Annotated in this window: 25 protein-coding genes; 12 read left to right on the top strand and 13 right to left on the bottom strand. The window is 61.8% G+C overall.

What is annotated here, in order from left to right:
- Nucleotides 1-24: 24 nt before the first annotated feature.
- The 4 genes from BGO64_RS10845 to fhuB are packed head-to-tail and all read left to right on the top strand — an operon-like array spanning nucleotide 25 to nucleotide 5,395.
- Nucleotides 25-1,671 carry a multidrug ABC transporter permease/ATP-binding protein gene (locus BGO64_RS10845; protein ID WP_286700655.1) on the top strand — a complete coding sequence of 549 codons (1,647 nt, stop codon included), beginning with the start codon at nucleotides 25-27 and terminating at the stop codon, nucleotides 1,669-1,671.
- A 46-nt stretch (nucleotides 1,672-1,717) separates the two neighbouring features.
- On the top strand, nucleotides 1,718-2,482 hold the full coding sequence (locus BGO64_RS10840; protein ID WP_010672275.1) for an ATP-binding cassette domain-containing protein: 765 nt from the start codon (nucleotides 1,718-1,720) through the stop codon (nucleotides 2,480-2,482).
- A 31-nt stretch (nucleotides 2,483-2,513) separates the two neighbouring features.
- Nucleotides 2,514-3,416, top strand: a complete 903-nt coding sequence (locus BGO64_RS10835; RefSeq protein ID WP_286700661.1) for an ABC transporter substrate-binding protein — start codon at nucleotides 2,514-2,516, stop codon at nucleotides 3,414-3,416.
- A complete protein-coding gene (gene fhuB, locus BGO64_RS10830; protein WP_286700654.1) occupies nucleotides 3,413-5,395 on the top strand; it encodes a Fe(3+)-hydroxamate ABC transporter permease FhuB in 1,983 nt (660 codons plus the stop codon). The genes BGO64_RS10835 and fhuB overlap by 4 nt, the downstream gene beginning before the upstream one ends.
- A 70-nt stretch (nucleotides 5,396-5,465) precedes the next feature.
- On the opposite strand, the gene mnmE is transcribed toward fhuB, so the two are convergent.
- From mnmE to BGO64_RS10790, 8 genes are all read right to left on the bottom strand, one after another.
- A complete protein-coding gene (gene mnmE / locus BGO64_RS10825; RefSeq protein WP_010672278.1) occupies nucleotides 5,466-6,827 on the bottom strand; it encodes a tRNA uridine-5-carboxymethylaminomethyl(34) synthesis GTPase MnmE in 1,362 nt (453 codons plus the stop codon).
- Nucleotides 6,828-6,936: 109 nt separating this feature from the next.
- On the bottom strand, nucleotides 6,937-8,583 hold the full coding sequence (gene yidC, locus BGO64_RS10820; protein WP_010672279.1) for a membrane protein insertase YidC: 1,647 nt from the start codon (nucleotides 8,581-8,583) through the stop codon (nucleotides 6,937-6,939).
- A gap of 5 nt (nucleotides 8,584-8,588) precedes the next feature.
- The gene (gene yidD, locus BGO64_RS10815) at nucleotides 8,589-8,837 is read right to left on the bottom strand and encodes a membrane protein insertion efficiency factor YidD (protein ID WP_010672280.1); all 249 of its coding nucleotides are present in this window, start codon (nucleotides 8,835-8,837) and stop codon (nucleotides 8,589-8,591) included.
- Nucleotides 8,804-9,163, bottom strand: a complete 360-nt coding sequence (gene rnpA / locus BGO64_RS10810; RefSeq protein WP_010672281.1) for a ribonuclease P protein component — start codon at nucleotides 9,161-9,163, stop codon at nucleotides 8,804-8,806. The genes yidD and rnpA overlap by 34 nt, the downstream gene beginning before the upstream one ends.
- Nucleotides 9,163-9,297 (bottom strand): 50S ribosomal protein L34, encoded by a 135-nt coding sequence (rpmH, locus tag BGO64_RS10805; RefSeq protein WP_005307156.1) that lies wholly within the window; start codon nucleotides 9,295-9,297, stop codon nucleotides 9,163-9,165. The genes rnpA and rpmH overlap by 1 nt, the downstream gene beginning before the upstream one ends.
- 269 nt (nucleotides 9,298-9,566) lie before the next feature.
- The gene (locus tag BGO64_RS10800) at nucleotides 9,567-10,301 is read right to left on the bottom strand and encodes an amino acid ABC transporter ATP-binding protein (protein WP_010672282.1); all 735 of its coding nucleotides are present in this window, start codon (nucleotides 10,299-10,301) and stop codon (nucleotides 9,567-9,569) included.
- A gap of 12 nt (nucleotides 10,302-10,313) precedes the next feature.
- The gene (locus BGO64_RS10795; RefSeq protein WP_010672283.1) at nucleotides 10,314-10,982 is read right to left on the bottom strand and encodes an amino acid ABC transporter permease; all 669 of its coding nucleotides are present in this window, start codon (nucleotides 10,980-10,982) and stop codon (nucleotides 10,314-10,316) included.
- Nucleotides 10,983-11,741 (bottom strand): amino acid ABC transporter substrate-binding protein, encoded by a 759-nt coding sequence (locus tag BGO64_RS10790; RefSeq protein ID WP_010672284.1) that lies wholly within the window; start codon nucleotides 11,739-11,741, stop codon nucleotides 10,983-10,985.
- 310 nt (nucleotides 11,742-12,051) lie between these two features.
- Between BGO64_RS10790 and dnaA the strand changes: the two genes are divergently transcribed.
- From dnaA to gyrB, 4 genes are all read left to right on the top strand, one after another.
- Entirely contained in the window at nucleotides 12,052-13,422 is a 1,371-nt protein-coding gene (gene dnaA, locus BGO64_RS10785) for a chromosomal replication initiator protein DnaA (RefSeq protein ID WP_042016136.1), read from the top strand.
- An 83-nt stretch (nucleotides 13,423-13,505) separates the two neighbouring features.
- Entirely contained in the window at nucleotides 13,506-14,609 is a 1,104-nt protein-coding gene (dnaN, locus tag BGO64_RS10780; protein WP_039040646.1) for a DNA polymerase III subunit beta, read from the top strand.
- Between the two features lie 2 nt (nucleotides 14,610-14,611).
- Nucleotides 14,612-15,715 carry a DNA replication/repair protein RecF gene (recF, locus tag BGO64_RS10775; RefSeq protein WP_010672287.1) on the top strand — a complete coding sequence of 368 codons (1,104 nt, stop codon included), beginning with the start codon at nucleotides 14,612-14,614 and terminating at the stop codon, nucleotides 15,713-15,715.
- Nucleotides 15,712-18,123: a DNA topoisomerase (ATP-hydrolyzing) subunit B gene (gyrB, locus tag BGO64_RS10770; protein WP_041212069.1), complete on the top strand. Its 2,412-nt coding sequence runs from the start codon at nucleotides 15,712-15,714 to the stop codon at nucleotides 18,121-18,123. The genes recF and gyrB overlap by 4 nt, the downstream gene beginning before the upstream one ends.
- A gap of 99 nt (nucleotides 18,124-18,222) precedes the next feature.
- On the opposite strand, the gene BGO64_RS10765 is transcribed toward gyrB, so the two are convergent.
- Entirely contained in the window at nucleotides 18,223-19,188 is a 966-nt protein-coding gene (locus BGO64_RS10765; RefSeq protein ID WP_286700653.1) for a GlxA family transcriptional regulator, read from the bottom strand.
- 85 nt (nucleotides 19,189-19,273) lie between these two features.
- Nucleotides 19,274-20,044, bottom strand: a complete 771-nt coding sequence (locus BGO64_RS10760) for an MBL fold metallo-hydrolase (RefSeq protein ID WP_286700652.1) — start codon at nucleotides 20,042-20,044, stop codon at nucleotides 19,274-19,276.
- 256 nt (nucleotides 20,045-20,300) lie between these two features.
- Between BGO64_RS10760 and BGO64_RS10755 the strand changes: the two genes are divergently transcribed.
- Nucleotides 20,301-20,714 carry an Hsp20 family protein gene (locus BGO64_RS10755; protein WP_010672291.1) on the top strand — a complete coding sequence of 138 codons (414 nt, stop codon included), beginning with the start codon at nucleotides 20,301-20,303 and terminating at the stop codon, nucleotides 20,712-20,714.
- Between the two features lie 92 nt (nucleotides 20,715-20,806).
- Nucleotides 20,807-21,247, top strand: a complete 441-nt coding sequence (locus tag BGO64_RS10750; protein ID WP_010672292.1) for an Hsp20 family protein — start codon at nucleotides 20,807-20,809, stop codon at nucleotides 21,245-21,247.
- 72 nt (nucleotides 21,248-21,319) lie between these two features.
- Here the strand turns inward: BGO64_RS10750 and BGO64_RS10745 are convergent, their stop codons facing one another.
- Nucleotides 21,320-22,570 (bottom strand): valine--pyruvate transaminase, encoded by a 1,251-nt coding sequence (locus BGO64_RS10745; protein ID WP_109113150.1) that lies wholly within the window; start codon nucleotides 22,568-22,570, stop codon nucleotides 21,320-21,322.
- A 283-nt stretch (nucleotides 22,571-22,853) separates the two neighbouring features.
- On the opposite strand from BGO64_RS10745, the gene BGO64_RS10740 reads away from it, so the two are divergent.
- Nucleotides 22,854-23,087, top strand: a complete 234-nt coding sequence (locus tag BGO64_RS10740; protein ID WP_041214189.1) for a hypothetical protein — start codon at nucleotides 22,854-22,856, stop codon at nucleotides 23,085-23,087.
- Here the strand turns inward: BGO64_RS10740 and BGO64_RS10735 are convergent.
- Nucleotides 23,017-23,841, bottom strand: coding sequence for an AraC family transcriptional regulator (locus BGO64_RS10735; RefSeq protein WP_270835384.1), 825 nt, complete (start codon nucleotides 23,839-23,841; stop codon nucleotides 23,017-23,019). The two genes, BGO64_RS10740 and BGO64_RS10735, sit on opposite strands and share 71 nt — an antisense overlap.
- Before the next feature lie 92 nt (nucleotides 23,842-23,933).
- Between BGO64_RS10735 and BGO64_RS10730 the strand changes: the two genes are divergently transcribed.
- Nucleotides 23,934-25,061, top strand: coding sequence for a multidrug effflux MFS transporter (locus BGO64_RS10730; RefSeq protein WP_286700651.1), 1,128 nt, complete (start codon nucleotides 23,934-23,936; stop codon nucleotides 25,059-25,061).
- A 96-nt stretch (nucleotides 25,062-25,157) separates the two neighbouring features.
- Here the strand turns inward: BGO64_RS10730 and BGO64_RS10725 are convergent, their stop codons facing one another.
- Entirely contained in the window at nucleotides 25,158-25,841 is a 684-nt protein-coding gene (locus tag BGO64_RS10725) for a response regulator (RefSeq protein ID WP_010672297.1), read from the bottom strand.
- Nucleotides 25,842-25,862: the final 21 nt, after the last annotated feature.

Below are 25,862 nucleotides of genomic sequence, written 5' to 3'. Positions count from 1 at the left end.
CTTCCATTCATCTACAGGCCTGTCATGGAACTCTTGTCACTGGTTTATCGCCAATACCGTTGGCCCTTCATCGCCATTACCCTGCTCAGCCTGCTGAGTGCTGTCAGTGGGATAGGCGTCATTGCCTTCATCAATCAATCACTTATCGAATCAGTCGGGGATCCGCTGCCGATCCTGGGTCAGCTTGTCGGCCTTGTCTTGCTGCTGCTGGTGATCACGCTCGGATCCCAACTTGCCCTGACCACCCTGGGTCACCATTTCGTCTACCGGTTGCGTGGCCGCCTGCTCAAGCAACTGCTGGATACCGACGTCGCCCGTCTGCGTCAAATAGGGCAGGGGCCGCTCCTGGCCTCCCTTTCCAGCGACATCGGTCAGATCACCATCGCCTTCGTGCGCCTGCCGGAACTGGTACAGGGTCTGGTGCTCACCCTGGGCTCCATCATCTACCTTGGCCTGCTCTCTCCCGCCTTGCTCGGTGTTACCGCCCTCTGGGTCACCGTGACCATGGTGGTGGGCTGGCTGCTGGTGAACCGGGTCTATCGCCACCTGGCGCACATGCGCCAGGCCGAAGACAGGCTCTACCAGAACTACCAGTCCATCATCGCCGGGTGCAAGGAGCTGGCGCTCAACCGCGAGCGTGCCCACTTCGTCTACCACCAGCTCTATGAGCAGAATGCCCGGGACTACCGGGAGCAGATCATCCGCGCCGATACCTACCACCTGAGCGCGGTGAACTGGTCGAACATCATGATGCTGGGTGCCATCGGCCTGGTCTTCTTCCTGGCCAACGGGCTGGGCTGGGCCAACACCAATGTGGCCGCCACCTTCGCCCTGACCCTGCTGTTCCTGCGCACTCCCTTGCTGCAAGGCATCGGAGCCCTGCCGACCCTGATCGCCGCCCAGGTGGCGTTCGACAAGATAGCTGCCCTCAATCTGGCAGAGCCGGACGAAGCGTTCCCGTTGCCGCCTGCGCCTCGCCCCTGGCAGCGCATCGAGCTGGATCAGGTGAGCTTTCACTACCAGGGGGAGGGCGGTTTCTCCGTGGGCCCCATCAATCTGGTGATCGAGCGGGGGGAGCAGATATTCCTCATCGGTGGCAATGGCTCCGGCAAGTCGACCCTGGCCATGCTGCTGACCGGGCTCTATCAACCGGTCTCTGGCCGGATCCTGCTGGATGGGGAGCCGGTCACCGATCGCAACGGCTATCTGGGGCTCTTCTCCGCCATCTTCACCGACTACCACCTGTTCCAGCATTTGCTGGGGCCCGAGCCGAAAGAGGCGCTGGTCGCCGAGTGGCTTGAGCGGTTGCAGATGGGCAGCAAGCTTGCCATCGAGGATGGCTTCATCGCCGATATCGACCTCTCCCAGGGCCAGCGCAAGCGGGTCGCCCTGCTGCTGGCCCTGGCAGAGCAGCGGGAGGTGATGCTGTTCGACGAGTGGGCCGCGGATCAGGATCCCCAGTTCCGCCGCATCTTCTATCAGGTGCTGTTGCCGCGTCTCAAGGAGATGGGCAAGACGGTGATCGCCATCAGCCACGACGATCACTACTTCTCTCTGGCCGATCGCCTGCTGGAGATGCGCCAGGGCCGCCTCACCGAACTGACCGGCGAGCAGCGCGAGCAGGTGAGCCGGGATGCGGTCGCCCATCTGGATGGCAAGGTGCCGGCCTGATGCTGGCACCGATGAGACTGGCAGCAAGCCAGCACAGGAATTGCTTATGTTCGAGATGAAATCCGCCAGCTTCGCGGTCAATGACCGCACGCTGCTGCACCCCACCAGCCTTCGCTTCGAGCAAGGTCGGGTCTATGGCCTCATCGGCCACAACGGGTCGGGCAAATCGACCCTGATCAAGCTGCTGGCGCGCCAGCAACCCCACAGCGGCGGGGAGATCCTGTTCGATGACCAGCCGTTGTCTGCCTGGGGCAACCGGGAGTTTGCCCGTCAGGTGGCCTATCTGCCCCAGCACCTGCCGAGTGCCGAAAACCTGCTCGGCCGCGAGCTGGTGGAGATGGGGCGCTACCCCTGGCGCGGCCTGCTGGGCCGGATGGGAGCGGAAGATCACCGTCAGGTGGAGCGGGCCATCGCCCTGACCCACACCGAACGCTTTGCCGATCGGCTGGTGGATACCCTCTCCGGCGGTGAGCGGGGACGAGTCTGGCTCGCCATGCTGCTGGCTCAGGAGAGCCGTTTCATCCTGTTGGACGAGCCGTTGGCCGCCCTGGACGTGGCCCATCAGGTGGAGGTGCTCACGCTCGTCAAGCAGCTCAGCCGCCAGCTCAACCTCGGGGTCATCATCGTCATTCACGACATCAACATGGCCTCCCGTTTCTGCGATCGGCTGGTGGCGCTGCACTCCGGCCGTCTGCTGACCCACGGCGAGCCCGAACAGATCATGACAGGGGAGACCCTGAACGCCATCTATGGCATCCCCATGGAGGTCATTCGCCATCCGGCCCATGACCACGCCATCGCCATCGTCTGACCGGGGGCCGCTCTTGAACCGTTTATTGAAGATGGCGCCCTGTCTGCTCAGTCTGCTGCTGCCCCTGGCAGGGGAGGCCGGGCAGCTTGTCACCGCCACCGACGCCACCAGCGCCACGCCCCGCATCGCCACCGTGGACTGGACCATAGCCGAAACCCTGCTGGCGCTCGGAGTGACACCGATGGCGGTGGGGGATGTGGCCCCCTATCGCGCCTGGGTCGGTGAACCCCAGCTTCCTGCCGGGGTGATCGATATCGGGCTGCGTGCCCAGCCCAACCGGGAACTGCTGGCGGAGCTCAAACCGGATCTTATTCTCATCTCGCCGCTGGCGGCCCCCCTGGCGCCGACCCTCTCCCGCATCGCGCCGGTGCACTCCATCGCCCTGTATGAACCGGGCACCGATCTGTGGCAGCGACTGCGGGAAGCGACCCTGACCATAGCCGCCCTGGTCAACAAAGAGGCGGAGGCCGAACGCCAGCTCGCCGCGCTGGAGCAGGATCTGGCACAGATGCAGGCGGCGCAGCCTGACGATATGCCCCCCTTGCTGGTGGTGCAATTCATTGATGAGCGCCATGTGCGGGTGTTTGGCCATGGCAGCCTGTTCGAGGCAGTGATGCAGCGCCTCGGCCTTCGCAACGCCTGGCAGGGAGAGACCAATGCCTGGGGATTCTCGGTCGCGAGCCTGGAGCAGTTTCTCGGGATGTCGGAGGCCAGGCTGGTGGTGGTGGACCCCGTGCCCGTAGGAGTTGGTGAAAAACTTCAGGAGCCTGGATTGTGGCAGCATCTCCCGCTGGTACAGAACAATCCGGTGATCCATCTGCCTGCGACATGGAGTTTTGGTGGCATATTGGCGGCCCGCCGCTTCGCCACCCTGCTGGACGGTGCCTTGCGGGAGCAGGCTGTCCACAGAGCAACCGGGGGATCAAATCAATGAGCTCTTCTCTTTCTTCGCCCCTGCTGCGCCCGGGTCTCTGCCTGTTGGTGCTGACACTGGGGCTGGCTTGCGCCGAGCTGGCGCGTCAACTGCCGGGGGCGCTCTGGTGGCAGGCCCTGTTCTCCCCCGAGCTGGACGATGCCCGCCAGGCGGTGGTCCATTTCAGCTGGCTGCCGCGCCTTGCCATCTGCCTGCTGGCCGGTGCCGCCCTCGGGCTCGCCGGTACCCTGATGCAGCAGGTGCTGCGCAATCCCCTGGCCTCGCCCACCACCCTGGGGGTGGCCTCCGGCGCCCAGCTGGCGCTGATGATGGTGACCCTGCTCGCCCCCTCCTGGCTGCTGATCGGGCGGGAGTGGATCGCCATGGCCGGGGGAAGCCTGGCCATGGGGCTGGTCTTCGCCCTGGCTTGGCGCCGTCAGCTCAATCCCGTGGTCATCGTCTTTGCAGGGCTGGTGATTAACCTCTATCTGGCCGCCATCAGCATGGGATTGCTGCTGTTCTTCCAGGAGGAGCTCAAAGGGTTGCTGGTGTGGGGGAGCGGATCTCTGGCCCAGAACAGCTGGAGCGGCGTCGGCTATCTGCTGCCACGGTTGCTGCTGGCCGCGATGCTGGCGGTGGTGCTGGTGCGCCCGCTGGCAGTGCTGGAGCTGGACGATGCCAGCGCTCGCAGCCTGGGGGTCTCTCTCAAGCACCTGAGATTCGCCGGCCTCGGCCTCGCGGTGTTTGTCACCGCCTGCGTGGTGAGCGTGGTGGGGCTGATCGGTTTTATCGGGCTGGCGGCGCCCGCCATGGTGCGGCTGCTGGGGGTCAGAAAACTGGCCCAGCGGCTGCTGTGGGCACCCATCCTCGGCGCCCTGTTGCTGGCGGCCACCGATCTGCTGCTGCAGACCCTGAGCCGGTTCTGGCCTGTGCTGATCCCGACCGGCGCCATGACGGCCCTGTTGGGGGCGCCGCTGCTGCTTTGGCTGATCCCGCGTCTTGGTATCAAGCAGAGTGCGCCTAAGGCGAACTCCTCCCTGCAGTTGGCCCGCCATCCGGCGCCGTCTCGCCTTGTCGGTCTGATGGTGTTGGGGCTGGCTGCTGCGGTGATCGCCTCCCTGTTGTTTGGGCAGGGGATGGACGGCTGGGGTTGGCCGAGCTGGCTGCGGTGGCAGGCCCAACTGGAGTGGCGCTTGCCGCGCACGCTGGCAGCGGGTGCCGCAGGCGTGTTGCTGGCGCTGGCTGGCACTCTGTTGCAGCGAGTCAGCAACAACCCCATGGCGAGCCCCGAGCTGCTGGGGGTGAGCGGTGGCACCTTCATGGGGGTGATTGCGGCGGCCCTGTTGCTGCCCGCCTTGCCGCTGCCCATGATGCTGCTGGGGGGGCTGGTGGGCGTCTTCGCCTGCCTGTTGCTGCTGGTGCTTATCAACCGGCGCAACGGCTTCCAGCCGGAGCGGATACTGCTGTCTGGCATCGCCATCACGGCGCTGTTCGAGCCGTTGCAGGCCATCGCCCTGGCCAACGGCGACCTGCGGGTGCAGCAACTGCTCTCCTGGATGTCCGGCTCCACCTATTACGTCACCCAGCCGGTGGCCCTTGCCCTGGTGGTGTTGGCGCTGCTGATGCTGGCAGCCTGCCTGCTGGCGAGCCGCTGGCTCGACCTCATGCCCATGGGGCCGGCGGTAGCGACGGCTCTGGGGATCCATCTCGGCCGTGCCCAGCTCACCATCCTGCTGCTGGTGGCCGTGCTCACCGCCAGTGCCACCATGGTGATAGGCCCGCTCTCCTTTGCCGGTCTGCTGGCGCCGCACCTGGCCAGATTGATGGGGCTGGTGAGGGCGCGCTGGCACCTGCTCGGCGCCGCAGGCTGTGGCGCTTTGCTGATGGTGTCAGCGGACTGGATCGGCCAGCAGATCCTCTTTCCCCAGGAGGTGCCCGTCGGTCTGGTCTCCACCCTGTTAGGGGGCGCTTACTTCATGTGGTGCCTGCGCCGTCTCTAGGTTGGTGGATGAAAAGCGCACAAAAAAAGCCCGGGATGAACCCGGGCTTTTCATTGCCTGCTCTGCGGATTTACTTGCCGATGCAGAAGCTGGAGAAGATGCGGCCCAGCAGATCGTCGGAGCTGAACTCGCCGGTGATCTCGGACAGGGACTCCTGGGCCAGGCGCAGCTCCTCGGCCACCAGTTCGCCAGCCACATAGACCTCAAGCTGCTCCCTGGCTACCAGCAGCCGTTCGGCGGCGCGCTCCAGTGCGTCCAGGTGGCGGCGGCGGGCCATGAAGCCCCCTTCGGTGTTGCCCTGGAAGCCCATGCAGGCCTTGAGGTGCTCGCGCAGTGCGGGCAGCCCCAGCTCGGTCTTGGCGGAGATGCGATAGACGGCGTGGCCCTGCTCCTGGCTCGGTGCCAGATCCTCGCCGGTCAGGTCCGCCTTGTTGCGCACCACGGTGAGGCCGATGTTTTTTGGCAACCGATCAACGAATTCCGGCCAGATATCGTGGGGGTCGACGGCGTCCGTGGTGGTGCCGTCCACCATAAACAGCACCCGGTCGGCCTGTTCGATCTCGGCCCAGGCGCGCTCGATGCCGATCTGTTCCACCTTGTCCTGGGTATCGCGCAGGCCCGCGGTGTCGATGATGTGCAGCGGCATGCCATCCAGATGGATGTGCTCGCGCAGCACGTCGCGGGTGGTACCGGCGATCTCGGTGACGATGGCGGACTCGCGGCCTGCGAGGGCGTTGAGCAGGCTCGATTTGCCGGCGTTGGGACGACCGGCGATCACCACCTTCATCCCCTCTCGCAGCAGGGCACCCTGCTTGGCCTCGCCGCGTACGTCATCCAGCTCGGACATGATGGCGTAGAGGTCACCCGCCACCTTGCCGTCGGAGAGAAAGTCGATTTCTTCATCCGGGAAGTCGATGGCCGCTTCCACATAGATGCGCAGCCGGGTGAGGCTCTCCACCAGCTGTTGCACCTTACCGGAGAACTGCCCCTGGAGGGAGTGCATGGCGCTGCGGGCGGCCTGCTCGCTGGAGGCTTCGATGAGATCGGCGATGGCCTCGGCCTGGGCCAGATCCAGCTTGTCGTTGAGGAAGGCGCGCTCGCTGAACTCGCCCGGGCGGGCGGGGCGGATGCCGTCGATCTGCAGGATGCGGCGGATCAGCATGTCGAGAATGACGGGGCCGCCATGGCCCTGCAGCTCCAGCACGTCTTCGCCGGTGAAGCTGTTAGGGGCCTTGAACAGCAGGGCGATGCCCTGATCCAGCGCCTGGCCCTGCTCGTCCCTGAACGGCAGATATTCGGCATAACGCACCCTGGGGAGCTTGCCGAGCACTATCTCGGCGACCCGCTCGGCGGCAGGGCCGGAGACGCGGACTATGCCGACGCCGCCACGGCCGGGGGCGGTGGCCTGGGCCACGATGGTATCTGTTGTCATCTTGCTTGACTCGCTGGTTGGCTGAATGAGTAAGAGGGTGGGGGACATTGTAATAAAAAAGGCGGCCCGAAGGCCGCCTCTTTTGTCATCAGGAAAGATGGGCTGCGCATCAGTTGCGTGAGTGCAGGCCTTTCTTCTCCAGCTGACGATAGATGATGGTCTGCTGGATGATGGAGATGACGTTGCTCACCAGCCAGTACAGAGTCAGACCTGCCGGGAACCAGAGGAACATGAAGGTGAAGATGATCGGCATGAACTGCATCACCTTCTGCTGCATCGGGTCCGTGATGGTGGTCGGGCTCATCTTCTGCAGATACCACATGGAGGCACCCATGAGGATTGGCAGCACGAAGAAGGGGTCCTTCACCGACAGGTCGGTGATCCACAGGGCGAACGGCGCGTGGCGCAGCTCGACAGACTCCATCAGTGCCCAGTAGAGGGCGATGAAGATGGGCATCTGTACCAGGATGGGCAGGCAGCCGCCCAGCGGGTTGACCTTCTCCTTCTTGTACAGCTCCATCATGCCCTGGGACATCTTCTGGCGATCGTCACCGAAGCGTTCCTTGAGCGCAGCCAGCTTGGGCTGGAGCATCCGCATCTTGGCCATGGAGGTGTACTGGGCCTTGGTCAGCGGGAACATGATGCCGCGCACCAGCAGGGTCAGCATGATGATGGCCAGACCCCAGTTCTGGACGAAACCGTGGAACACGGTCAGCAGCCAGTGCAGCGGTTGGGCGATGAACCAGAGCCAGCCATAGTCGACGGTCAGATCCAGGTGGTTTGCCACCTTGGCCATCTGATCCTGCAGCTTGGGACCGATCCACAGCTTGCCGCTCACTTCGGCCTGCTGGCCGGCAGCGACGTCAACCAGCGGCGCCTTGTAGCCGATGATTGCCTGGTCTTTGCCCGGGATCACGCGGCTGTAGAAGCTGTTGGTGTCGTTGGCATTCGGGGCCCAGGCAGAGACGAAGTAGTGCTGCAGCATGGCGACCCAACCACCCTGGGTGGTCTTGTTCAGGTCGGCATCCTTCATCTCGTCAAAGGTGTACTTCTTGTAGCGGGAGTCTTCGCTGGAGAAGGCACCACCACGGTAGGCACTGGCCACCATGGCATGACCTTCCTGATCCTTCGGCGTGGTCATGGTCTGCTTCAGCTGACCGTAGAACTGTACCTGGACCGGCTCGGCAGACTTGTTGTCGATCTTGTAGTCGACGCCCACGGCGTAATCACCGCGCTTGAGCACGAACTCCTTGGTGAAGACCACACCCTTGCTGTCGGTCCAGGTCATCGGAACGACGACTTGATCCTGACCATCGGCCAGCTGATAGCTGGTCTGGGCGGCTTCATAGGTGGGACGACCCTGGGCCTGGCTGTCCGGACCATTGCGACCGACCAGACCGCTCTGGGCCACATAGAGGTGGGCAGGCTGGCTGGTCAGCAGGGTGAACGGCTGTTCCTTGCCTTCTTCCAGCTTGTGGGCCAGCAGTTCGGCAGAGACGATGTCACCGCCCTGGGTATCCAGGGTCAATTTGAGCACGTCGGAGGAGACGGTGATCAGCTTGCGCGCGGCGTTACCATTTGCTTGCTCGGAAACCTGAGGAATATCACCGGTCTGACCGGCTTCAGGTACGAAATGTTCGGTTTGGGCCACGGTAGTCGGGGCCGGCTTCGGAGCCTTGTCGGACTCCCACTGTTGCCAGAGCAAGAAGCTCACGAACAGCAAACCGATCAGGAGTAAATTGCGTTGTGATTCCATAGTCTTCAGTTTCTTCGCTTTGGTTGCGGAACCGGGTCATAACCACCCTCGGATAAGGGATGGCATTTTAATAGACGTTTGCTGGCTAACCAAACGCCTTTTATGAAACCGTGAAGTCGGATTGCTTCTATCGCAAATTGGGAACAAGTCGGGGTGAAACGGCAGCGCGGCCCGAGCAGGGGACTAATGATTAGCTGATACAGGCGTATCAGTTTGATTGCTACCCATTGCAACGGCGTGACAGAGTGCGCCATAGCTTTTCCAGTAACTTGAACAGCGCTTCGTTGTCCATCTCCTTCACGCCACCCTTGGCGATCACGACGATGTCGATAGCGGGCAGATTGGCTTGATTGAGGCGAAAACTTTCCCGAACCACTCGTTTTACACGGTTGCGCCAGACGGCACGCTTGAGCGCCTTTTTGGGCACGGCGAGGCCAAGACGGGGGTGTTCGAGGGAGTTGGGGCAAGCAAGAAGCGTAATTTGCGGAGAAGCGGCCCGGACAGGCTCGGCGAAAACGCGTTTGAAGTGTTCGGGAGTTAACAGACGTAACTCCCGAGAGAAGGTGTGCTGGGTAGGCATTAGACTACCAGGCGGGCACGACCCTTGGCACGACGAGCGGCCAGAACTTTGCGGCCGTTGGCAGTAGCCATGCGAGCGCGGAAACCGTGAGAGCGCTTGCGCTTCAGGTTGGACGGTTGAAAAGTACGTTTCATGATTCGATTCCGTATTTCTGTACAGTTTTGATTGTCACACTTAGCCGACGCGCCAGCTATAGCGTGTGACGACTAGCAAAAGAGGCCGAATTCTAAACAGAGTTCAGCTTCTCGTCAATCCGCCGTTCCTTTCCATCTCGCCCCGTTCGTCGACCGAGCGGGATAATCTGGCAGGATCCGGAGGATCAAGGGCCCCGAATTATACTGGCAACCCGGGGTTAAACAAGGATCCCTCAAGAAAAAAGGCGGCCAGGCCGCCAAAGAGAGAGCTATTTAAGTACTTTGCGCAGGAACTCCCGGGTACGGGGATCCTGCGGATCGACCAATATCTGATCCGGCGGGCCCTGCTCCACGATCCGGCCTCCTTCCATGAAGATCACCCGATCGGCGACATCACGGGCAAACTCGATCTCGTGGGTCACCACCACCATGGTCTGGTGCTGGCGGGCGAGCTGCTTCATCAGGCCCAGCACCTCGTCGACCCACTCGGGATCGAGGGCGGAGGTGGGCTCGTCAAACAGGATCACCTTGGAGTGGGCCGCCATGGCCCGGCCGATGCCGACGCGCTGTTGCTGGCCGCCGGAGAGGGAGGCCGGGTAGGCATCCTGTTTCTCGGCGAGGCCGATGTCCTTGAGGATGCCCAGGGCAGTGGCACGAGCTTCCGCCTTCGGCTGCTTCCAGACGGTGATCAGCCCCTCGGCGATGTTGTCCAGCGCCGTCTTGTTGGCGAACAGGGCGTAGTTCTGGAACACGAAAGAGGCGCGTTTGCGCAGTTCGATGGCCTGCTGGTCGCTGGCCTTGGCCAGATCCACGGCGAGGTCATCGATGACGAGCCGCCCTGCATCCGGGGTTTCCAACAGGTTGAGACAGCGCAGCAGAGTCGACTTGCCGGTACCGGAGGGGCCGATGATGACGACAATCTCCCCCTTCTTTACCTCAAGATCGATGCCGTTGAGCACCTGATTTCCGTCATAGGCCTTGGAGAGACCCGTTAGGTTGATCATGACAGGCCTCCTTTAATAAGCACGGTTCAGCCGCACTTCCAGCAGATGCTGCAAGCGGGTGAAGAAGATGACCACCACCCAGTAGATCAGCGCCACCGCCATGAAGCTCTCGAAGAACTTGAAGGAGGAGGCCGCTTCCATCTGGGCCTTGCCCATGATCTCCGCCACACCCAGGGTAAACGCCAGGGAGGTGCTCTTGATCATGTCGATGAAGTAGTTCATCAGCGATGGTGTCGCGATGCGGGCCGCCTGGGGCAGGATGATCCGCTGCATCGCCTGCAGCCGACTCATGCCGATGCTGAGGGCGGCTTCCATCTGGCTCTTGTGGATGCCGAGAATGGCTGCCCGGATCGACTCGGCCATGTAGGCGGCAAAGTGCAGGGTCAGGCCGATGATGGCGGCGGTAAAGGCATCCATCCCCACGAAGATGGGGAAGAGCTGCGGCAGCCCGTAATAGAGCAGGAACAGCTGGACGAGCAGCGGTGTACCCCGGAAGAACGAGATATACAGCATCGCCAGCCAGTGAAGTGCGGGAACGCGAAACACCCGTACTATCGCCAGGATCAGCGACAGTACGAGTGCCAATACGAATCCCCACAGGGCCATTTCCATCGTGGTGCCCAGGTATTTGAGCAGGATGGGAAACAGCCCTAGCGTGTACTCGAGGTCAAATTCCATCATTTATTTGCTGGTGATGTCCGCTGCGAACCATTTTTCGGAGATTTTGGTCAGGGTGCCGTCTTTGCGCATGGCGGTGAGGGCATCGTCAACCTTCTTCAGCACGGCCTGCTTTTCCGGGGTCTTCAGGAAGGGCAGGGCGTTCTCGATGGTTTCGAACGGTGCACCGGCCTGTTGCAGCGGCAGCTTGGATTCCTTGATCAGCTGGGCGGTGGAGACGCGGTCCATCACGAAGGCGTCGATGCGGCCCAGGGCGACATCCTGCTCGAAGGCGGAGTCATAGGTGCGGATGTCGATCTTCTTGTTGGGGTCGTTCTTGCGCAGCAGCTCTTCGAAGTTGGAGCCCAGGTTGACGGCGACCTTCTTGCCTTCCAGGTCCTTGATGCCGTGGATGGTGTTGTTGCCCTTGCGGACCACGATCTGGGCACCGTCATAGACATAGGGCTGGGAGAAGGCGTACTTGGCCTTGCGCTCGTCGGTGATGGTGATCTGGTTGGAGATGGTGTCAACGCGGCCGGTTTCCAGCATGCCGAACAGGCCGGAGAAGCTGGCGGTCACGAACTCGACCTTGTAGCCGGTGCGCTCACCGATCTGGTTCCACATGTCCACCTCGAAGCCCTGCAGCTTGTCCTGCTTGACGAAGGTGAACGGGAAATATTTGCCGGACATGCCGACCTTGATGGTTTCCTGGGCGATGGCCTGGCCGGACAGGCTGGCCAGCAGAATGGCGGCGCCGGAAATCAGTTTGATGGTGGTTTTCATGGGGATTCCTCTCTCTGTAGTGCTGTATTTTTAGTTGTAATCACGGGTTGGCGCTGATGTTATTGGAATAAAATATAAAAAATAAATGATATTTGGTTATATAAAATAACTATGGTCGCAGCGCGCCATTCTGTCCACATTGACGATATCCGGCTGTGGGTAACTTTGGGGATGAAATGGGATCCTGGGGCGTTGGATCCTTGAAAGTCAAGGATCTTATTTGCTGGATCCGTGCGGCAGCAACTGGAGATCCGGCCACTAAAAACGTAGAATAGCCGGTCTTTACTTAATCAATTGACGGGAGTCTAGAGTGACTGCTTCGCTATGGCAGCAGTGCCTTAACCGGCTGCAAGATGAGTTGCCCTCGGCAGAATTCAGCATGTGGATCCGGCCGCTTCAAGCGGAGTTGAGTGACAATACTCTGACCCTGTATGCACCGAACCGCTTTGTTCTGGACTGGGTACGCGACAAGTACCTGCTCCGGGTCAACGGCATCATCAACGAGCTGTGCGGAGCCGACGCTCCCACCCTGCGTTTTGATATCGGCAATCGCCCTCATCCCGTCGCGGTCGCCAGGGCGCCGGCCCGTGGTGTCGATGCTGTGAATAACTCTCCCAAGAGCTGGGAAAACAAGGCCGAAAACAAGCCCGAGCCAAACCACAAGAGCAACACCAACGTGAACTATACCTTCGAGAATTTCGTCGAGGGTAAGTCCAACCAGCTGGCCCGTGCGGCCGCCCGTCAGGTGGCCGACAATCCGGGTGGTGCCTACAACCCGCTGTTCCTCTATGGCGGCACCGGCCTTGGCAAGACCCACCTGCTGCACGCCGTTGGCAATGCCATCAAGGATCGCAAGAAAGACGCCAAAGTCATCTACATGCACTCCGAACGGTTCGTGCAGGACATGGTGAAGGCGCTGCAGAATAACGCCATTGAAGAGTTCAAGCGTTATTACCGTAGCGTCGATGCCCTGCTCATCGATGACATCCAGTTCTTCGCCAACAAGGAGCGCTCCCAGGAGGAGTTCTTCCACACCTTCAATGCCCTGCTTGAAGGCAACCAGCAGATCATCCTGACCTCGGACCGCTATCCGAAAGAGATCAACGGGGTGGAAGATCGTCTCAAGTCCCGCTTCGGCTGGGGACTCACGGTGGCGATCGAGCCGCCCGAGCTGGAGACCCGGGTTGCCATCCTGATGCGCAAGGCGGACGAGAACCAGATCCATCTGCCGGACGAAGTGGCCTTTTTCATCGCCAAACGGCTTCGCTCCAACGTCCGTGAACTGGAAGGTGCCCTCAACCGGGTGATCGCCAACGCCAACTTCACCGGCCGCGCCATCAACATCGACTTCGTGCGCGAGGCGCTGCGCGATCTCCTGGCCTTGCAGGAGAAGCTGGTCACCATCGACAACATCCAGAAGACGGTGGCGGAGTATTACAAGATCAAGCTGGCGGATCTGCTCTCCAAGCGTCGCTCCCGCTCCGTTGCCCGCCCGCGCCAGCTGGCGATGGCGCTGGCCAAGGAGCTGACCAACCACAGCTTGCCTGAGATCGGGGATGCCTTCGGTGGCCGTGACCACACCACGGTTCTTCATGCCTGCCGCAAGATCGAGCAGCTGAAGGAAGAGAGTCACGACATCAAGGAAGATTATTCCAACCTGATCCGTACCCTTTCTTCCTGATAACGGAACGGAGTGCACAGATGCAGATTGCATGTCCCAGCCTGATCCGAATCCTTTCCTCCCAATAACAACGGAGAGCACAGATGCAGCTCGAAATTAGCCGTGAGGCCCTGTTACGTCCCCTGCAACTGGTGTCCGGTGCCCTGGGTGGCCGGCCGACCCTGCCCATCCTCGGCAACGTCCTGCTCGATGTCAGCAATGGCCTGCTGTCGCTGACCGGGACCGATCTCGAGGTGGAGATGATCGGACAGGTCTATCTCAACAGCGACAGCCAGGATGGCCGCACCACAGTGCCGGCGCGCAAGCTGCTGGACATCTGTCGCGGTCTGCCGGAGGGGGCGGAGATCCGCCTCAGCACCGAGGGAGAGCGCCTCATCATCCGTTCCGGCCGCTCCCGCTTCAACCTGTCGACCCTGCCGGCGACCGAATACCCGAACATCGAGGATTGGGAATCCGTGCTCGAGTTCGACATCAGCCAGCTGGAGCTGAAAAAACTCATCGACGCGACCCAGTTCTCCATGGCGAGCCAGGACGTGCGCTACTACCTGAACGGCATGCTGTTCGAGAGCGAAGGCCACGGCCTGCGTACCGTGGCGACGGACGGTCACCGGCTGGCCACCTGCCGCCGCGAGGTGGTGGGGGAATCGCTGCCCGATCATCAGGTCATCCTGCCGCGCAAAGGGGTGCTGGAGCTGGTGCGCCTGCTGGAAGCGGAAGACAAGCCGGTAAGGCTGCAAGTGGGCCGCAGCAACCTGCGCGCCGCCCTGGATGGCTTCATCTTCACCTCCAAGCTGGTGGATGGCCGTTTCCCGGACTGGCGCCGCGTCATCCCGAGAGGGAGCGACAAGGCCCTGATCGCCGGTCGCGAGGATCTGCGCCAGGCCTTTGCTCGTGCCGCCATCCTCTCCAACGAGAAATTCCGTGGGGTGCGTCTCAATCTGCAGGAAAACCTGCTGCGCATCACCGCCAACAACCCGGAACAGGAAGAAGCCGAAGAGCTGCTTGACGTACAATACGCCGCTGGCGAGATGGAGATCGGCTTCAACGTCTCCTATGTGCTGGACGTGTTGAATACGTTAAAATGTGACCAAATCCGGATCAGCCTGAGCGATTCCATCAGCAGCGCCATTATTGAGGATTTTGAGAACCAAGATGCCCAGTACGTGGTGATGCCGATGCGGATCTAGTCGTGTCCCTGGTCAAACTCCAGCTCAGCGACTTTCGCAACATTCAGCACGCCAGTCTCGCGCTGTCTCCCGGCCTCAATATCCTGGTCGGGAGTAACGGCAGCGGCAAGACCAGCGTGCTGGAAGCCATTCATTACCTTGGTCTCGGCCGCTCGTTTCGTACCCATTTGACCGGGCGGGTCATCCGCCAGGGCGAGCGGGCCTTTACCCTGTTTGCCCAGTGCGAGCTGGAGGGGCGTCAGGTGCCCATCGGGCTTGCCAAGGACAAGGGGGGCGAAACCCAGCTCAAGATCGCCGGTGCCCAGGCCCAGCGCCTGGCCGATCTGGCGGAGCTGTTGCCGGTACAGTTGATCCACCCCGATGGTTTCAGCCTGCTGACCGGTGGGCCCCAGGCTCGCCGGGCCTGGCTCGACTGGGGTGTTTTCCATCAGGAGCCGACCTTCTTCTCCCTCTGGGGGCGGGTGCGTCGGCTGTTGAAGCAGCGCAATGCCTTGCTGCGCCAGAGCACCCAGTATCGTCAACTGGCATTCTGGGATCAGGAGCTGGTGCGACTGGGTGGCGAGCTGGCGGGGTTTCGCGCCAGTTATTGTCAGGCCATTACACCCCTGATCAAGGAGATGACGGCAGATTTTCTGCCGGAGTTCGATATCAGTCTTGGATTCTATCGAGGCTGGGAAAAAGACACTCCCCTCGATGCATTGCTGGAGGCGGGGTTCGAACGGGATCGTTCGCTGGGGTACACTGGGGTCGGTCCGCAGAAGGCGGACGTGCGGCTCAAGGCGAACGGCGTGCCCGCGCAGGATATTTTGTCCAGGGGTCAGCTGAAGTTGCTGGTCTGTGCCATGCGGCTGGCCCAAGGGCTCTATTTGAATCAACATAGCAGCCGCGGCTGTATTTTTTTAATTGATGATTTTGCCTCTGAACTGGATGTCGACAAACGTCGTCTGCTGGCCGCAAGGCTGAAGCAGTGCGCGTCCCAGGTGTTCATCACCGCCATCGATACCGGTCAGCTCGCAGACATGATGGATGCGAGTGACTGCAAGCTGTTCCACGTGGAACAAGGCAAGATCTCCGAAACGTTAGAGAAGGCAGAGAGTAAGCTATGAGTGAAAATACTTACGACTCCTCGAATATCAAGGTGCTCAAGGGCCTGGATGCGGTCCGCAAGCGCCCGGGGATGTATATCGGCGATACGGACGATGGATCGGGCCTGCACCACATGGTGTTCGAGGTCGTCGACAACTCCATCGACGAGGCTCTGGCTGGCTACTGCTCCGATATCCAGGTCAAGATCCATTCCGACGGCTCCGTCTCCGTGCGCGACAACGGTCGCGGCATTCCGGTGGACATCCACCCGGAAGAGGGCCGCTCCGCCGCCGAAGTCATCATGACCGTGCTGCACGCCGGCGGCAAATTCGATGACAACTCCTACAAGGTGTCCGGCGGTCTGCACGGTGTAGGCGTCTCCGTGGTGAACGCGCTTTCCGACAAGCTGCTGCTGACCATCCGCCGCAACGGTCATGTTTACGAGCAGACCTATCACCTGGGCGAGCCGCAGGCACCCCTCAAGCAGATTGGTGACAGCACCGGCACCGGGACCGAAGTTCGCTTCTGGCCGAGCCCGACCATCTTCAGCGACACCCTGTTCCACTACGAGATCCTGGCCAAGCGTCTGCGCGAGCTCTCCTTCCTCAACTCCGGCGTCTCCATCCGTCTGATGGACGAGCGTGACGGCCGCGAGGCGCACTTCTGCTACGAAGGGGGCATCAAGGCCTTCGTCGAGTACCTGAACCAGAACAAGACCCCGATCCATCCCAAGGTGTTCCACTTCACCACAGAGCAGGACGGCATCGGTGTCGAAGTCGCCATGCAGTGGAACGACGCCTATCAGGAAGGGGTCTACTGCTTCACCAACAATATTCCGCAGCGGGATGGCGGTACCCACCTGGTGGGCTTCCGTACCGCGTTGACCCGGACGCTGAACAACTACATGGACAAGGAGGACTACAGCAAGAAGGCCAAGTCCGCCGCCAGTGGTGACGATGTCCGTGAAGGTCTGATTGCCGTTATCTCCGTCAAGGTGCCTGACCCCAAGTTCTCCTCCCAGACCAAGGACAAGCTGGTCTCGTCCGAGGTGAAGACCGCCGTGGAACAGGCGATGGGCGAGAAGCTGGCAGACTTCCTGCTGGAGAACCCGGGCGACGCCAAGATCGTGGTCAACAAGATCATCGATGCGGCCCGTGCCCGCGAAGCGGCCCGCAAGGCCCGCGAACTGACTCGCCGCAAGGGCGCGCTGGATATCGCCGGTCTGCCCGGCAAGCTGGCGGACTGTCAGGAGAAAGACCCGGCGCTCTCCGAACTCTACATCGTGGAAGGGGACTCTGCTGGCGGTTCCGCCAAGCAGGGTCGCAACCGGAAGAACCAGGCCATCCTGCCCCTCAAGGGCAAGATCCTGAACGTGGAGAAGGCCCGTTTCGACAAGATGATCTCCTCCCAGGAGGTGGGCACCCTGATCACCGCTCTGGGCTGTGGCATCGGTCGCGACGAGTACAACCCGGACAAGCTGCGCTATCACAACATCATCATCATGACGGATGCGGACGTCGATGGTGCGCACATCCGTACCCTGCTGCTGACCTTCTTCTATCGTCAGATGCCGGAAATCATCGAGCGTGGCTATGTCTTCATCGCCCAGCCGCCGCTCTACAAGGTGAAGAAGGGCAAGCAGGAGCAGTACCTGAAAGACGAAGACGCATTGTTGCAGTACCAGACCGCCATGGCGCTGGACGGTGCGACCCTGCACGTCAACGAGTCTGCCCCGGCCATCGGTGGCGAGGCGCTGGAGCGTCTGGTCAACCAGCATCGCGCCGTGACTCACCTCATCACCCGCATGTCCCGTCGCGCCCCGGAAGCCGTGCTGACCCAGCTGATCTATCAGCCTGAGTTGAACGAAACCCTGCTGGCCAGCGAGAGCGATCTGCAGGCCTGGTGCCAGAGCATGGAGGCCGTGCTCAACGAGAGCAACCACGGCATCCAGTACCAGATGCAGGTACGCCGCGACGAGGAGCGCAGCCTGTTCGTGCCCCACGCCGTGGTACGCCAGCACGGGGTCGACCGTGAATATCCGCTGAGCTATGACTTCCTGCAATCCTCCGAGTACCGTCAGCTGGTCTCCCTGGGCAAGGAGATCGCCAACCTGATCGAGGAAGGCGGTTACATCAAGCGTGGCGAGAAGGTCAAACCGGTCGCCAGCTTCGTTGAAGCGGTCGAGTGGCTGATGGGCGAAGGCAAGCGTGGCATCTACATCCAGCGCTATAAAGGGCTGGGCGAGATGAACCCGGAGCAGCTGTGGGAAACCACCATGGATCCGGAAGCCCGTCGCATGCTGCGTGTCACCATCGACGATGCGGTCGGCGCCGACCAGCTCTTCTCCACCCTGATGGGTGACGCCGTAGAGCCCCGTCGCGACTTTATCGAGACCAACGCCCTGCGGGTTGCCAACCTCGACGTCTAATCAGACGGTCCGACAACCATCAAAAGCCGCTCCTCGTGAGCGGCTTTTTGTTTTCTGGATGGAAGGGAGAGGGCGCGTTCCACGTGAAACATGAGGGACCTAGACTCTGTCACCGCGAAAGGTGCGGCGCCACTCCCGCGGCGACACCCCGAAGCGGGCGCGAAAGTGCTTGCGCAATATGGTGGCAGACCCGAGCCCCACCAGTTCGGCGATGCGTTCCACTGTGTGGGCGCTGGACTCCAGCAGCGTCTGGCTGCGGCGCAGGCGCTCCGCCATCAGCCACTCCCCGAGGGAGAGACCGGTGGCGAGCTGGAAGCGGCGGCTAAAGGTGCGTCGGCTCATCATGCAATGTTCCGCCAGGCTGTCCAGGGTGTGGGGCGCAGCCAGGTGCAGGCGCAGGTGATCGAACAGCTGGTTGATCCTGGCATCCCGGGTGGTGGCGGGCACCGGCTGCTCGATGAACTGGGCCTGGCCACCCTCCCGGTGGGGAGGCACCACCAGCCGCCTGGCCAGCTTGTTGGCAATCTGGCTGCCGTGATGCTGGCGCACCAGATAGAGGCAGCAGTCCAGGCTGGCGGCGGTGCCAGCCGAGGTGATGAGTCCGTCGTCGTCGACGTAGAGGGCATTGGTATCGAGCCGCACCCGGGGGAAGCGCTGGACGAACTCCTGTTCAAATTCCCAATGGGTGGCGGCACCGCGCCCGTCCAGCAGGCCGGCATAGGCCAGCACATAGGTGCCGAGACAGAGCCCCACGAGCTGGGCTCCCCTGATCCGGGCGGCAACCAGGGCATCGAGCAGGGGTTGGGCGGGGCGCTCGGCCGGATCGCGCCAGAAGGGGATGATGATGATATCCGCCTCCAGCAGACCCTCCAGGCCATAGTCGGCCTCCATGCGAAAACCCTGGGAGGAGGCGGGTTGCCGCGTGTCATCCCCGGCGCAGAGTCTCAGCTCGAACAACGACTGGCCCGGCATCATCTTGTCGCCAAAGATGAGGCAGGGCACCGAGCAGTGAAAGGGGCTGAAGCGATCGAAGGTGATGACGGCGACGATGAGGGGACGGGGCATGGTGGCAAACTCCTTTGCACTCGGATCCCCATCATACGGGGCAGCAACAGAAAGCCGAAGAGCCATGTGGTGCCCGGCCTCTCGCTCAGAGCACCATGGTGTCGCCATCCTCGGGCACCCTTACCCGGGCGGCCATCCCCTGGCTGTCCAGGTAGTCACGCAGCTCCCGCCGGGACAGCAGGGCATGATTGACCGCCTCCATGTGGCTGGCGATCAGGGTGGCCTGCGGGGCGGCCTGATAGACGGCGGCCACATCCTCCTTGCCCATGATGATGGCGCCCAGACCCGTCACCTGGGCATCACCGCAGTTGAGGACGACAACCTCGGGTTGGTGCCGGTGCAGCGCTTGTTCAACCTGGGCATTCCAGATGGTGTCGCCGGCCAGATAGAGAGTCTTTTCGGCGGGATGGGAGAAGACCACTCCGCTGACCTCGCCAAGGCGATCCCCCAGCAGGGCCATGATGGTATCGCTGCCGTGCCGGCCTTCCGTCCGTTGCAGGCGGATGCCGGCGAACTCGCCGACCTCGCCCAGCAGGCGCACATCCTCGAAGCCGCATCCCCTCATGGTGTCGGCATCTTTCTGATGCTGCACGAACAGGGGAAGGTGCCTGGGGATCTTCGCTTTCGCGACATCGTCCCAGTGATCCAGATGGTCATGGGTGACAATCACCGCATCCACCTCCAGCAGGGTCGCCATGGGCAGCGGCAGCTCGACCAGGGGGTTGCGAAGATGGCTGTTGGCCATGCCTTCGAAGCCGGGATAGCTCCCCTTGGGGGCCAGCATGGGGTCGATGAGGAAGCGGGTTCCTGCGTAGTGGATGAGCAGGGTGGCGTTGCGAACCTGGGTAATCTTCATGGCGTGCTCCGGTTTCTCGTTGGGGACACGGCCAGTATGGAGGGATGAGGGACGGATCATGAGTGGCCCGCAGGCCTATTATCGATCTAATCGGGCCATTTTTGATGGCCTGCATTTCTTTTGTTTTTACCCCTTGAAAGCCAAATGCTGGCCCCTATATAGATAACAAGGCCGGAACGCTCGACAGAGGTTTCGACCAGGCGCCCGTCCATCAGGAGGGCAAACAATCCGTTATCGCTCACAAGAGGGTAATACTATGCGTTCTATCGACTTTTCTCCGCTCTATCGTTCTGCCATCGGTTTCGATCGTCTGGCCACTCTCATCGAATCTGCGGCCAGCAATGGCAATGCCGGCTATCCCCCCTACAACATCGAGCAGCTGGGTGACAGCGACTACCGCATCAGCATGGCGGTGGCGGGCTTTACCCAGGAAGAGCTGGAGCTGAGCTTCCAGGAAAATCTGCTGACGGTGAAGGGCAGCAAGCAGGCCGATACCGAGCGCAACTACCTCTACCAAGGCATTGCCGAACGCGGCTTCGAGCGTCGCTTCCAGCTGGCCGACTATGTGCGGGTGAAGGGGGCCGACCTGAAGAACGGTCTGCTGCACATCGACCTGGTGCGCGAAGTGCCCGAGGCGATGAAGCCCCGCAAGATCGAGATCAACGGCTGACAGCCTGACCTCGTCGCATTGCTGATGTTTCCCGGGTGCCGATGGCGGGCCCGTGGAGAGTAAACCCTGTTGCTTTATAGAAGGATAGGATCATGCGTAACCTCGATTTTTCTCATCTCTATTCCAATGCCGTCGGCTTCGAGCGGATGGCCCGCGAGCTGGAAGGCCTGTTCGATCAGAAGACCTCGGCCTACCCCCCGTACAACATCGAAAAGCGGGATCACGACAGCTACCTCATCACGGTTGCCGTGGCCGGTTTCGATCGCAATGAGCTGGAGCTGGAGACCGAAAACGGTACCCTCAAGGTGAAGGGGCGCAAGGTCGCCACCATGGGCGAGCGCCAGTTCCTCCATCAGGGGATCGCCGAGCGGGACTTCGAGCTCGCCTTCAAGCTGAGCCAGCACGTGGAAGTGCAGGGGGCCAGGCTGGAGCACGGTCTGCTGACCATAGAGCTGGCCCGGGAGCTGCCGGAAGCGCTCAAGCCCCGCGCCATCCCCATCGGCAAGCCCGATCAGCTGGCTCTGCCCGGTTAAACAACATCGCTGACCACCTGATAGAAAAGAGGCCTGCATCTGCAGGCCTCTTTTTTCATGCCGAAGGGGGAATCAACCGGCGTAGAGGGCGTTGATCTCGTCGGCCAGGATGGCGATACCACGACGCACCAGATCTTCGCTCTGGGCATAGTTGAGGCGGATGCACTCCTGGCTGTGGCGCCACTCGGGGTCGTCGATGCCGGGGAAGAAGTAGTGGCCGGGCACGATCAGCAGGTTCTTCGCCTTCAGTCGCTCATACAGCTCCTGGCAGTGGATCGGCAGGTCTTCGAACCAGAGCCAGAGGAAGAGGGCACCCTCCGGCTTGTGGATGTGGAAGCGCGGATCCGGAATGGCCTCGCGCAGCAGCTGGACCGCGAAGGTGGCTTTGTGCTGGTAGAAGGGTTTCACCACCTGTTCGCTCAGGGTGATGATGTCTCCGCTCTCGATCATCGGAATGGTGATGGCCGGACCCAGGCTGCCCGGTGCCAGATTGATGATGCCGCTCAGGTTGGTGATGGCCCGGATGATCTTCTCGTCGGCGATGACGATGCCGCAACGGGTGCCCGGCAGGCCGAGCTTGGAGAGGCTCATGCAGAGGATGGTGTTGGCGTTCCAGAACGGCTTGGCGTCGCTGAAGATGATGCCGGGGAAGGGCACGCCGTAGGCATTGTCGATGAGGAGCGGGATCCCCTTGTCACGGGCGATCTGATCGAGGTGTTCGATCTCCTCGTCGGTGAGCACGTTGCCGGTGGGGTTGGTCGGCCGGGAGACACAGATCACCCCGATGTCGTCGCCCACCTGCAGGCTCTCGAAATCCACGTGGTATTTGAACTGGCCGTCGGGCAGCTTCTCGATGGTGGGCTTGTAGGCGACGAAATGATCGTCCGAGAGGGCCGAGTCGGCATAGCCGATGTATTCGGGGGCCAGGGGGAACAGCACCTTCTTCTTGCGACCGTCGGCGAATTCGCCGGCCAGCAGGTTGAACAGATAGAAGAAGGCGTTCTGGCTGCCGTTGGTCAGGGCGATGTTGCGGGCGGAGATCTCCCAGCCCAGCTCCTTGCTGAGCAGGGCGGCCAGCGCCCTGGTGAACCTGTCCTTGCCCTGGGGGCCATCGTAGTTGGCCATGGCCTTGATCAGTTCGCCGTTGTCGAGCAGGGTATTGGCCTCGGCCTGAAAGCGTTCCAGCATGGCGGGGATGGGGGCCGGATTGCCGCCTCCCAGCATGATGGCGTCGGGATTCAGCAGCCCTTGATTGAGGTCGTCCATGAGTTGGGTAATACCGGCGTGGCGAGTGAACTTCTCGCCGAACAAGGAGAATTCCATTCGGTGGCAAATCCAGAGTCAGTTAAGGGGGGAGCTAGCACCATAGCTCACTTCAAAAGCGGGTGTCGATCAAAAAAACGGGGCGTTTCACGTGGAACAGGGTTGCCATGATGGAGGTGGTAAAAAAAACCATTTATAGGTTTTAAAATAACCAATATTCGATTCAGGAAGAGGGGTGGTAGCATCAAAAAATTATTTATATCAATAAAATCATGCTGTTATAAATCTGGCACAACTATTGGAATAGCTATCTGGTCATCTCAACCACACCGGAGCACACCAGATGAAGATCCTGATCGCTACCCTGATTGCCAGCAGCCTGAGCCTGAATGCCATGGCCGCCGAGAACCCCAGACCCGAGCTGGACAGCGCCGCCCTGCAACAGGAGATGCTGGCCTTGCAGCAGCAGGCCTCCCATGACGTGGTGGCAGAGGCCATCCACAACCTCAAGCCGCTGGCCCTGGAGACCCTGGTGGTGGAGGCGAGTTCGGCCGATGCGACTCATCCCGAGAGTTGAGGTAGCGCAAGGGGGTCTGCCCCGTGTGCTGCCTGAAGAAGGCGATGAAGGCGCTGTCGCTGGCGAACTCCAGCGCAGCGGCCACCCGGCTGATGGGCTCGGCTTCGGCCAGCAGTTCCATGGCCCGAAGCAGTCGCCACTGCTGGCGCCAGGCCTGGTAGCTCATACCGGTCTCCCGCATGAAGATGCGGCCTATGGTCTTGTCGCTGGCACCCACCCGCTCGGCCAGCCGGTTGAGCCGATCGGGCAGGGTGTCACCCCGCTTTATCTCCTGCAGCCAGCCGATCAGACGCCCGTCTGACGGCAGCGGCAACTGCCAGGATTCCCGCGGCGCTTGCGCCAGCTCCTCCTGCAACAGCGCCAGCGTGCAATGCTGCTCCGCCGCTGGCTTGTCCCAGGGCCAGAGCGCCATCCGCTCGATGATCTCCCGCAGCAGCGGGTTGACCGCCAGCACCGCCATCTCGTTTGGCAACGCGGGCTCCGGCTGGAAGTAGAGGGAGCGATAGGCCACTACCCCGCGCATCAACACCCGGTGGGGCAGACCTGCTGGCAACCAGGCCGCTCGCGTCGGCGGCAGCAGGCAGACCTGATCGTCCAGCTCTATGGTCATGCAGCCTGCCTGGGCGAACAGCAGCTGGTGGCGCTGGTGCTGATGGCGGCCGGAGTCGTGCCAGCCGAGGGCGGCGGCAATACCGATGGCGCTGCCGTCGTGCTGGTCCGGATCAAAGGGGTGATCGGGAAGAATAAAGGCCATGTGTCCGATTCTTGCTGTTTATAGTCCGCCTTATTGTAATCGGACATGTTATCCCTCTCTAGAATGGCGACCTCTTGTGAAGGAGGTGTGTCATGAACAACAGGTTGCCACCGCGCTGGCTGGTGGTCGGATTGATGATGTTTCCCCAGATGGTGGAGACCATCTACAGCCCGGTGCTGACCCATATCGCCACTGCGTTTCGGGTGAGCGAGGGGCAGGCGTCCCAGACCCTGTCGGTCTATTTTCTGGCGTTTGCGGCGGGCGTGGTCTGCTGGGGCCGACTGTGCGATCTCATCGGGCGGCGTCCCGCCATGCTGGCGGGGTTGCTGACCTATGGCGCCGGCACCCTGCTGGCGTTGCTGGCCACTCAATTTGAAACCCTGCTGCTGGCCCGGGTCATCGCGGCCTTCGGCGCCGCCGTGGGTTCCGTGGTGACCCAGACCATGCTGCGCGACAGCTATCAGGGCAGCGATCTGGCGCGGGTCTTTTCGGTGATGGGCATCGCGCTCTCCCTGAGTCCTGTGCTGGGGCTGGTGAGCGGTGGCCTGCTTGCTGATGGCTTGGGTTATCTCGGGGTATTCGGCGCCCTGCTGGCGCTGGCAATCGGCTTGTTGCTGATGGCTTGCTGGCAACTGCCGGAAACCCGCCCGGCCACCACCCAAAGGGTCGCACTCTGGCCGCTGGCCTGCCGGATGGTGCGTGATACCGGCTTGTGGCGCAGCGCCGCCCTGGTCGCACTGTTCAACACCATGCTGTTCGGCTACTACAGCCTGGCGCCGTTTCTGTTTGCCAGTCTGGGGTTGAGCGCGGGCGAGTTTGGTTACTCCGGCATCGTGTTGGCGCTGGCGACCCTGGTGGGCAGCCTGCTCAACAAGCATCTGTTGGGCCGTGGCTGGACGCCTGCCTCGTTAATACGGCTCGCCGCCGTGCTGGCGCTGGGTTCGGGTTGGCTGGTGTGGGCCAGTCAGGCATCGCTCTGGTTTCTGCTGCCCATGACGGGAGTGGTGGTCGCGTTCGGGCTGGCTATCCCCAATGTGCTGAGCCAGGCGCTGCTGGCCTATCGGGAGGTGGCGGGCAGTGCCGGGGCCCTGTTCGGGCTCGGTTACTACCTGTTGCTCAGCCTGGGGTTGGCGGTTGCCGCCAGCTTGCAGGATCTCGGGCTGCTGCTCGGGGGATGCGGTCTGCTGGCCCTGTGCTGCGGTTGGCGTCGTTCCACGTGAAACATCAGCTGCCGATAAAACGGTAGCCGATGCCGGCTTCAGTTTCGATCAGGGTGGGTTGCTGGGAATGTTGCCGCCCAGCTTCTTGCTGCAACATCAGCTGCCGATAAAGCGGTAGCCGATGCCGGATTCGGTCTCGATCAGGGTGGGTTGCTGGGGGTTATCTCCCAGCTTCTTGCGCAGGCTGGCGATGACGATGCGCAGGTAGTGGGTATCTTCCTTGTGGCTCGGTCCCCAGATGTCGATGAGCAGCTGGGTCTGTTGCACCAGCTTGCCGGGGTGGCACACCAGCGCCTGCAACAGGGCGAACTCCTTGCGGGAGAGGGGGATCTCCTCGCCCTGCAGGGTCACCTTGTGGCTGCTGCTGTCCAGGGTCAAGCCACAGTGGGGGAAGTGTCGACACTCGCCGCTGGTGGCACCGACTCGCTGGCGCAGCAGCACCCGGATACGGGCCATCATCTCCCCGACGCCGAACGGCTTGCTCATGTAGTCGTTGGCCCCCGCATCCAGCAGCCGCACCTTCTCCTGCTCCGAGTCCCGCGCCGAGAGCACCAGCACGGGATTGGCGTGGTGCTCGCGGATGGCGTGCAGGATTTGGATGCCATCACCGTCCGGCAGGCCCAGATCCAGGATCACCAGGTCGGGGTTGAGGTGGCGATACTGCGCCATCCCCTCGGTGACGCCGACCGCCTCACTCACCTGATGTCCTTCGGCGATCAGGCTGATCCGCAAAAAACGGCGGATGGCCGCCTCGTCGTCGATGACCAGTATGTGAGCCATTCAGCCTCCCGTTTGCTGATT

It is taken from the genome of Aeromonas sp. 62-46 (genome assembly GCF_001898585.1).
GTDB lineage: Bacteria > Pseudomonadota > Gammaproteobacteria > Enterobacterales > Aeromonadaceae > Aeromonas > Aeromonas caviae.
Note: the sequence above shows the minus strand (reverse complement) of the source record. Positions and strands in the feature narration are given on the sequence as shown.

Excerpts from the sequence above, each read along its gene's own strand:
- BGO64_RS10845 (WP_286700655.1), top strand. The coding sequence starts at position 25 with ATGGAACTCTTGTCACTGGTTTATCGCCAATACCGTTGGCCCTTCATC.
- BGO64_RS10840 (WP_010672275.1), top strand. The coding sequence starts at position 1,718 with ATGTTCGAGATGAAATCCGCCAGCTTCGCGGTCAATGACCGCACGCTG.
- BGO64_RS10835 (WP_286700661.1), top strand. The coding sequence starts at position 2,514 with ATGGCGCCCTGTCTGCTCAGTCTGCTGCTGCCCCTGGCAGGGGAGGCC.
- fhuB (WP_286700654.1), top strand. The coding sequence starts at position 3,413 with ATGAGCTCTTCTCTTTCTTCGCCCCTGCTGCGCCCGGGTCTCTGCCTG.
- mnmE (WP_010672278.1), bottom strand. The coding sequence starts at position 6,827 with ATGACAACAGATACCATCGTGGCCCAGGCCACCGCCCCCGGCCGTGGC.
- yidC (WP_010672279.1), bottom strand. The coding sequence starts at position 8,583 with ATGGAATCACAACGCAATTTACTCCTGATCGGTTTGCTGTTCGTGAGC.
- yidD (WP_010672280.1), bottom strand. The coding sequence starts at position 8,837 with ATGGCGCACTCTGTCACGCCGTTGCAATGGGTAGCAATCAAACTGATA.
- rnpA (WP_010672281.1), bottom strand. The coding sequence starts at position 9,163 with ATGCCTACCCAGCACACCTTCTCTCGGGAGTTACGTCTGTTAACTCCC.
- rpmH (WP_005307156.1), bottom strand. The coding sequence starts at position 9,297 with ATGAAACGTACTTTTCAACCGTCCAACCTGAAGCGCAAGCGCTCTCAC.
- BGO64_RS10800 (WP_010672282.1), bottom strand. The coding sequence starts at position 10,301 with ATGATCAACCTAACGGGTCTCTCCAAGGCCTATGACGGAAATCAGGTG.
- BGO64_RS10795 (WP_010672283.1), bottom strand. The coding sequence starts at position 10,982 with ATGATGGAATTTGACCTCGAGTACACGCTAGGGCTGTTTCCCATCCTG.
- BGO64_RS10790 (WP_010672284.1), bottom strand. The coding sequence starts at position 11,741 with ATGAAAACCACCATCAAACTGATTTCCGGCGCCGCCATTCTGCTGGCC.
- dnaN (WP_039040646.1), top strand. The coding sequence starts at position 13,506 with ATGCAGCTCGAAATTAGCCGTGAGGCCCTGTTACGTCCCCTGCAACTG.
- gyrB (WP_041212069.1), top strand. The coding sequence starts at position 15,712 with ATGAGTGAAAATACTTACGACTCCTCGAATATCAAGGTGCTCAAGGGC.
- BGO64_RS10765 (WP_286700653.1), bottom strand. The coding sequence starts at position 19,188 with ATGCCCCGTCCCCTCATCGTCGCCGTCATCACCTTCGATCGCTTCAGC.
- BGO64_RS10760 (WP_286700652.1), bottom strand. The coding sequence starts at position 20,044 with ATGAAGATTACCCAGGTTCGCAACGCCACCCTGCTCATCCACTACGCA.
- BGO64_RS10755 (WP_010672291.1), top strand. The coding sequence starts at position 20,301 with ATGCGTTCTATCGACTTTTCTCCGCTCTATCGTTCTGCCATCGGTTTC.
- BGO64_RS10750 (WP_010672292.1), top strand. The coding sequence starts at position 20,807 with ATGCGTAACCTCGATTTTTCTCATCTCTATTCCAATGCCGTCGGCTTC.
- BGO64_RS10745 (WP_109113150.1), bottom strand. The coding sequence starts at position 22,570 with ATGGAATTCTCCTTGTTCGGCGAGAAGTTCACTCGCCACGCCGGTATT.
- BGO64_RS10740 (WP_041214189.1), top strand. The coding sequence starts at position 22,854 with ATGAAGATCCTGATCGCTACCCTGATTGCCAGCAGCCTGAGCCTGAAT.
- BGO64_RS10735 (WP_270835384.1), bottom strand. The coding sequence starts at position 23,841 with ATGGCCTTTATTCTTCCCGATCACCCCTTTGATCCGGACCAGCACGAC.
- BGO64_RS10730 (WP_286700651.1), top strand. The coding sequence starts at position 23,934 with ATGAACAACAGGTTGCCACCGCGCTGGCTGGTGGTCGGATTGATGATG.
- BGO64_RS10725 (WP_010672297.1), bottom strand. The coding sequence starts at position 25,841 with ATGGCTCACATACTGGTCATCGACGACGAGGCGGCCATCCGCCGTTTT.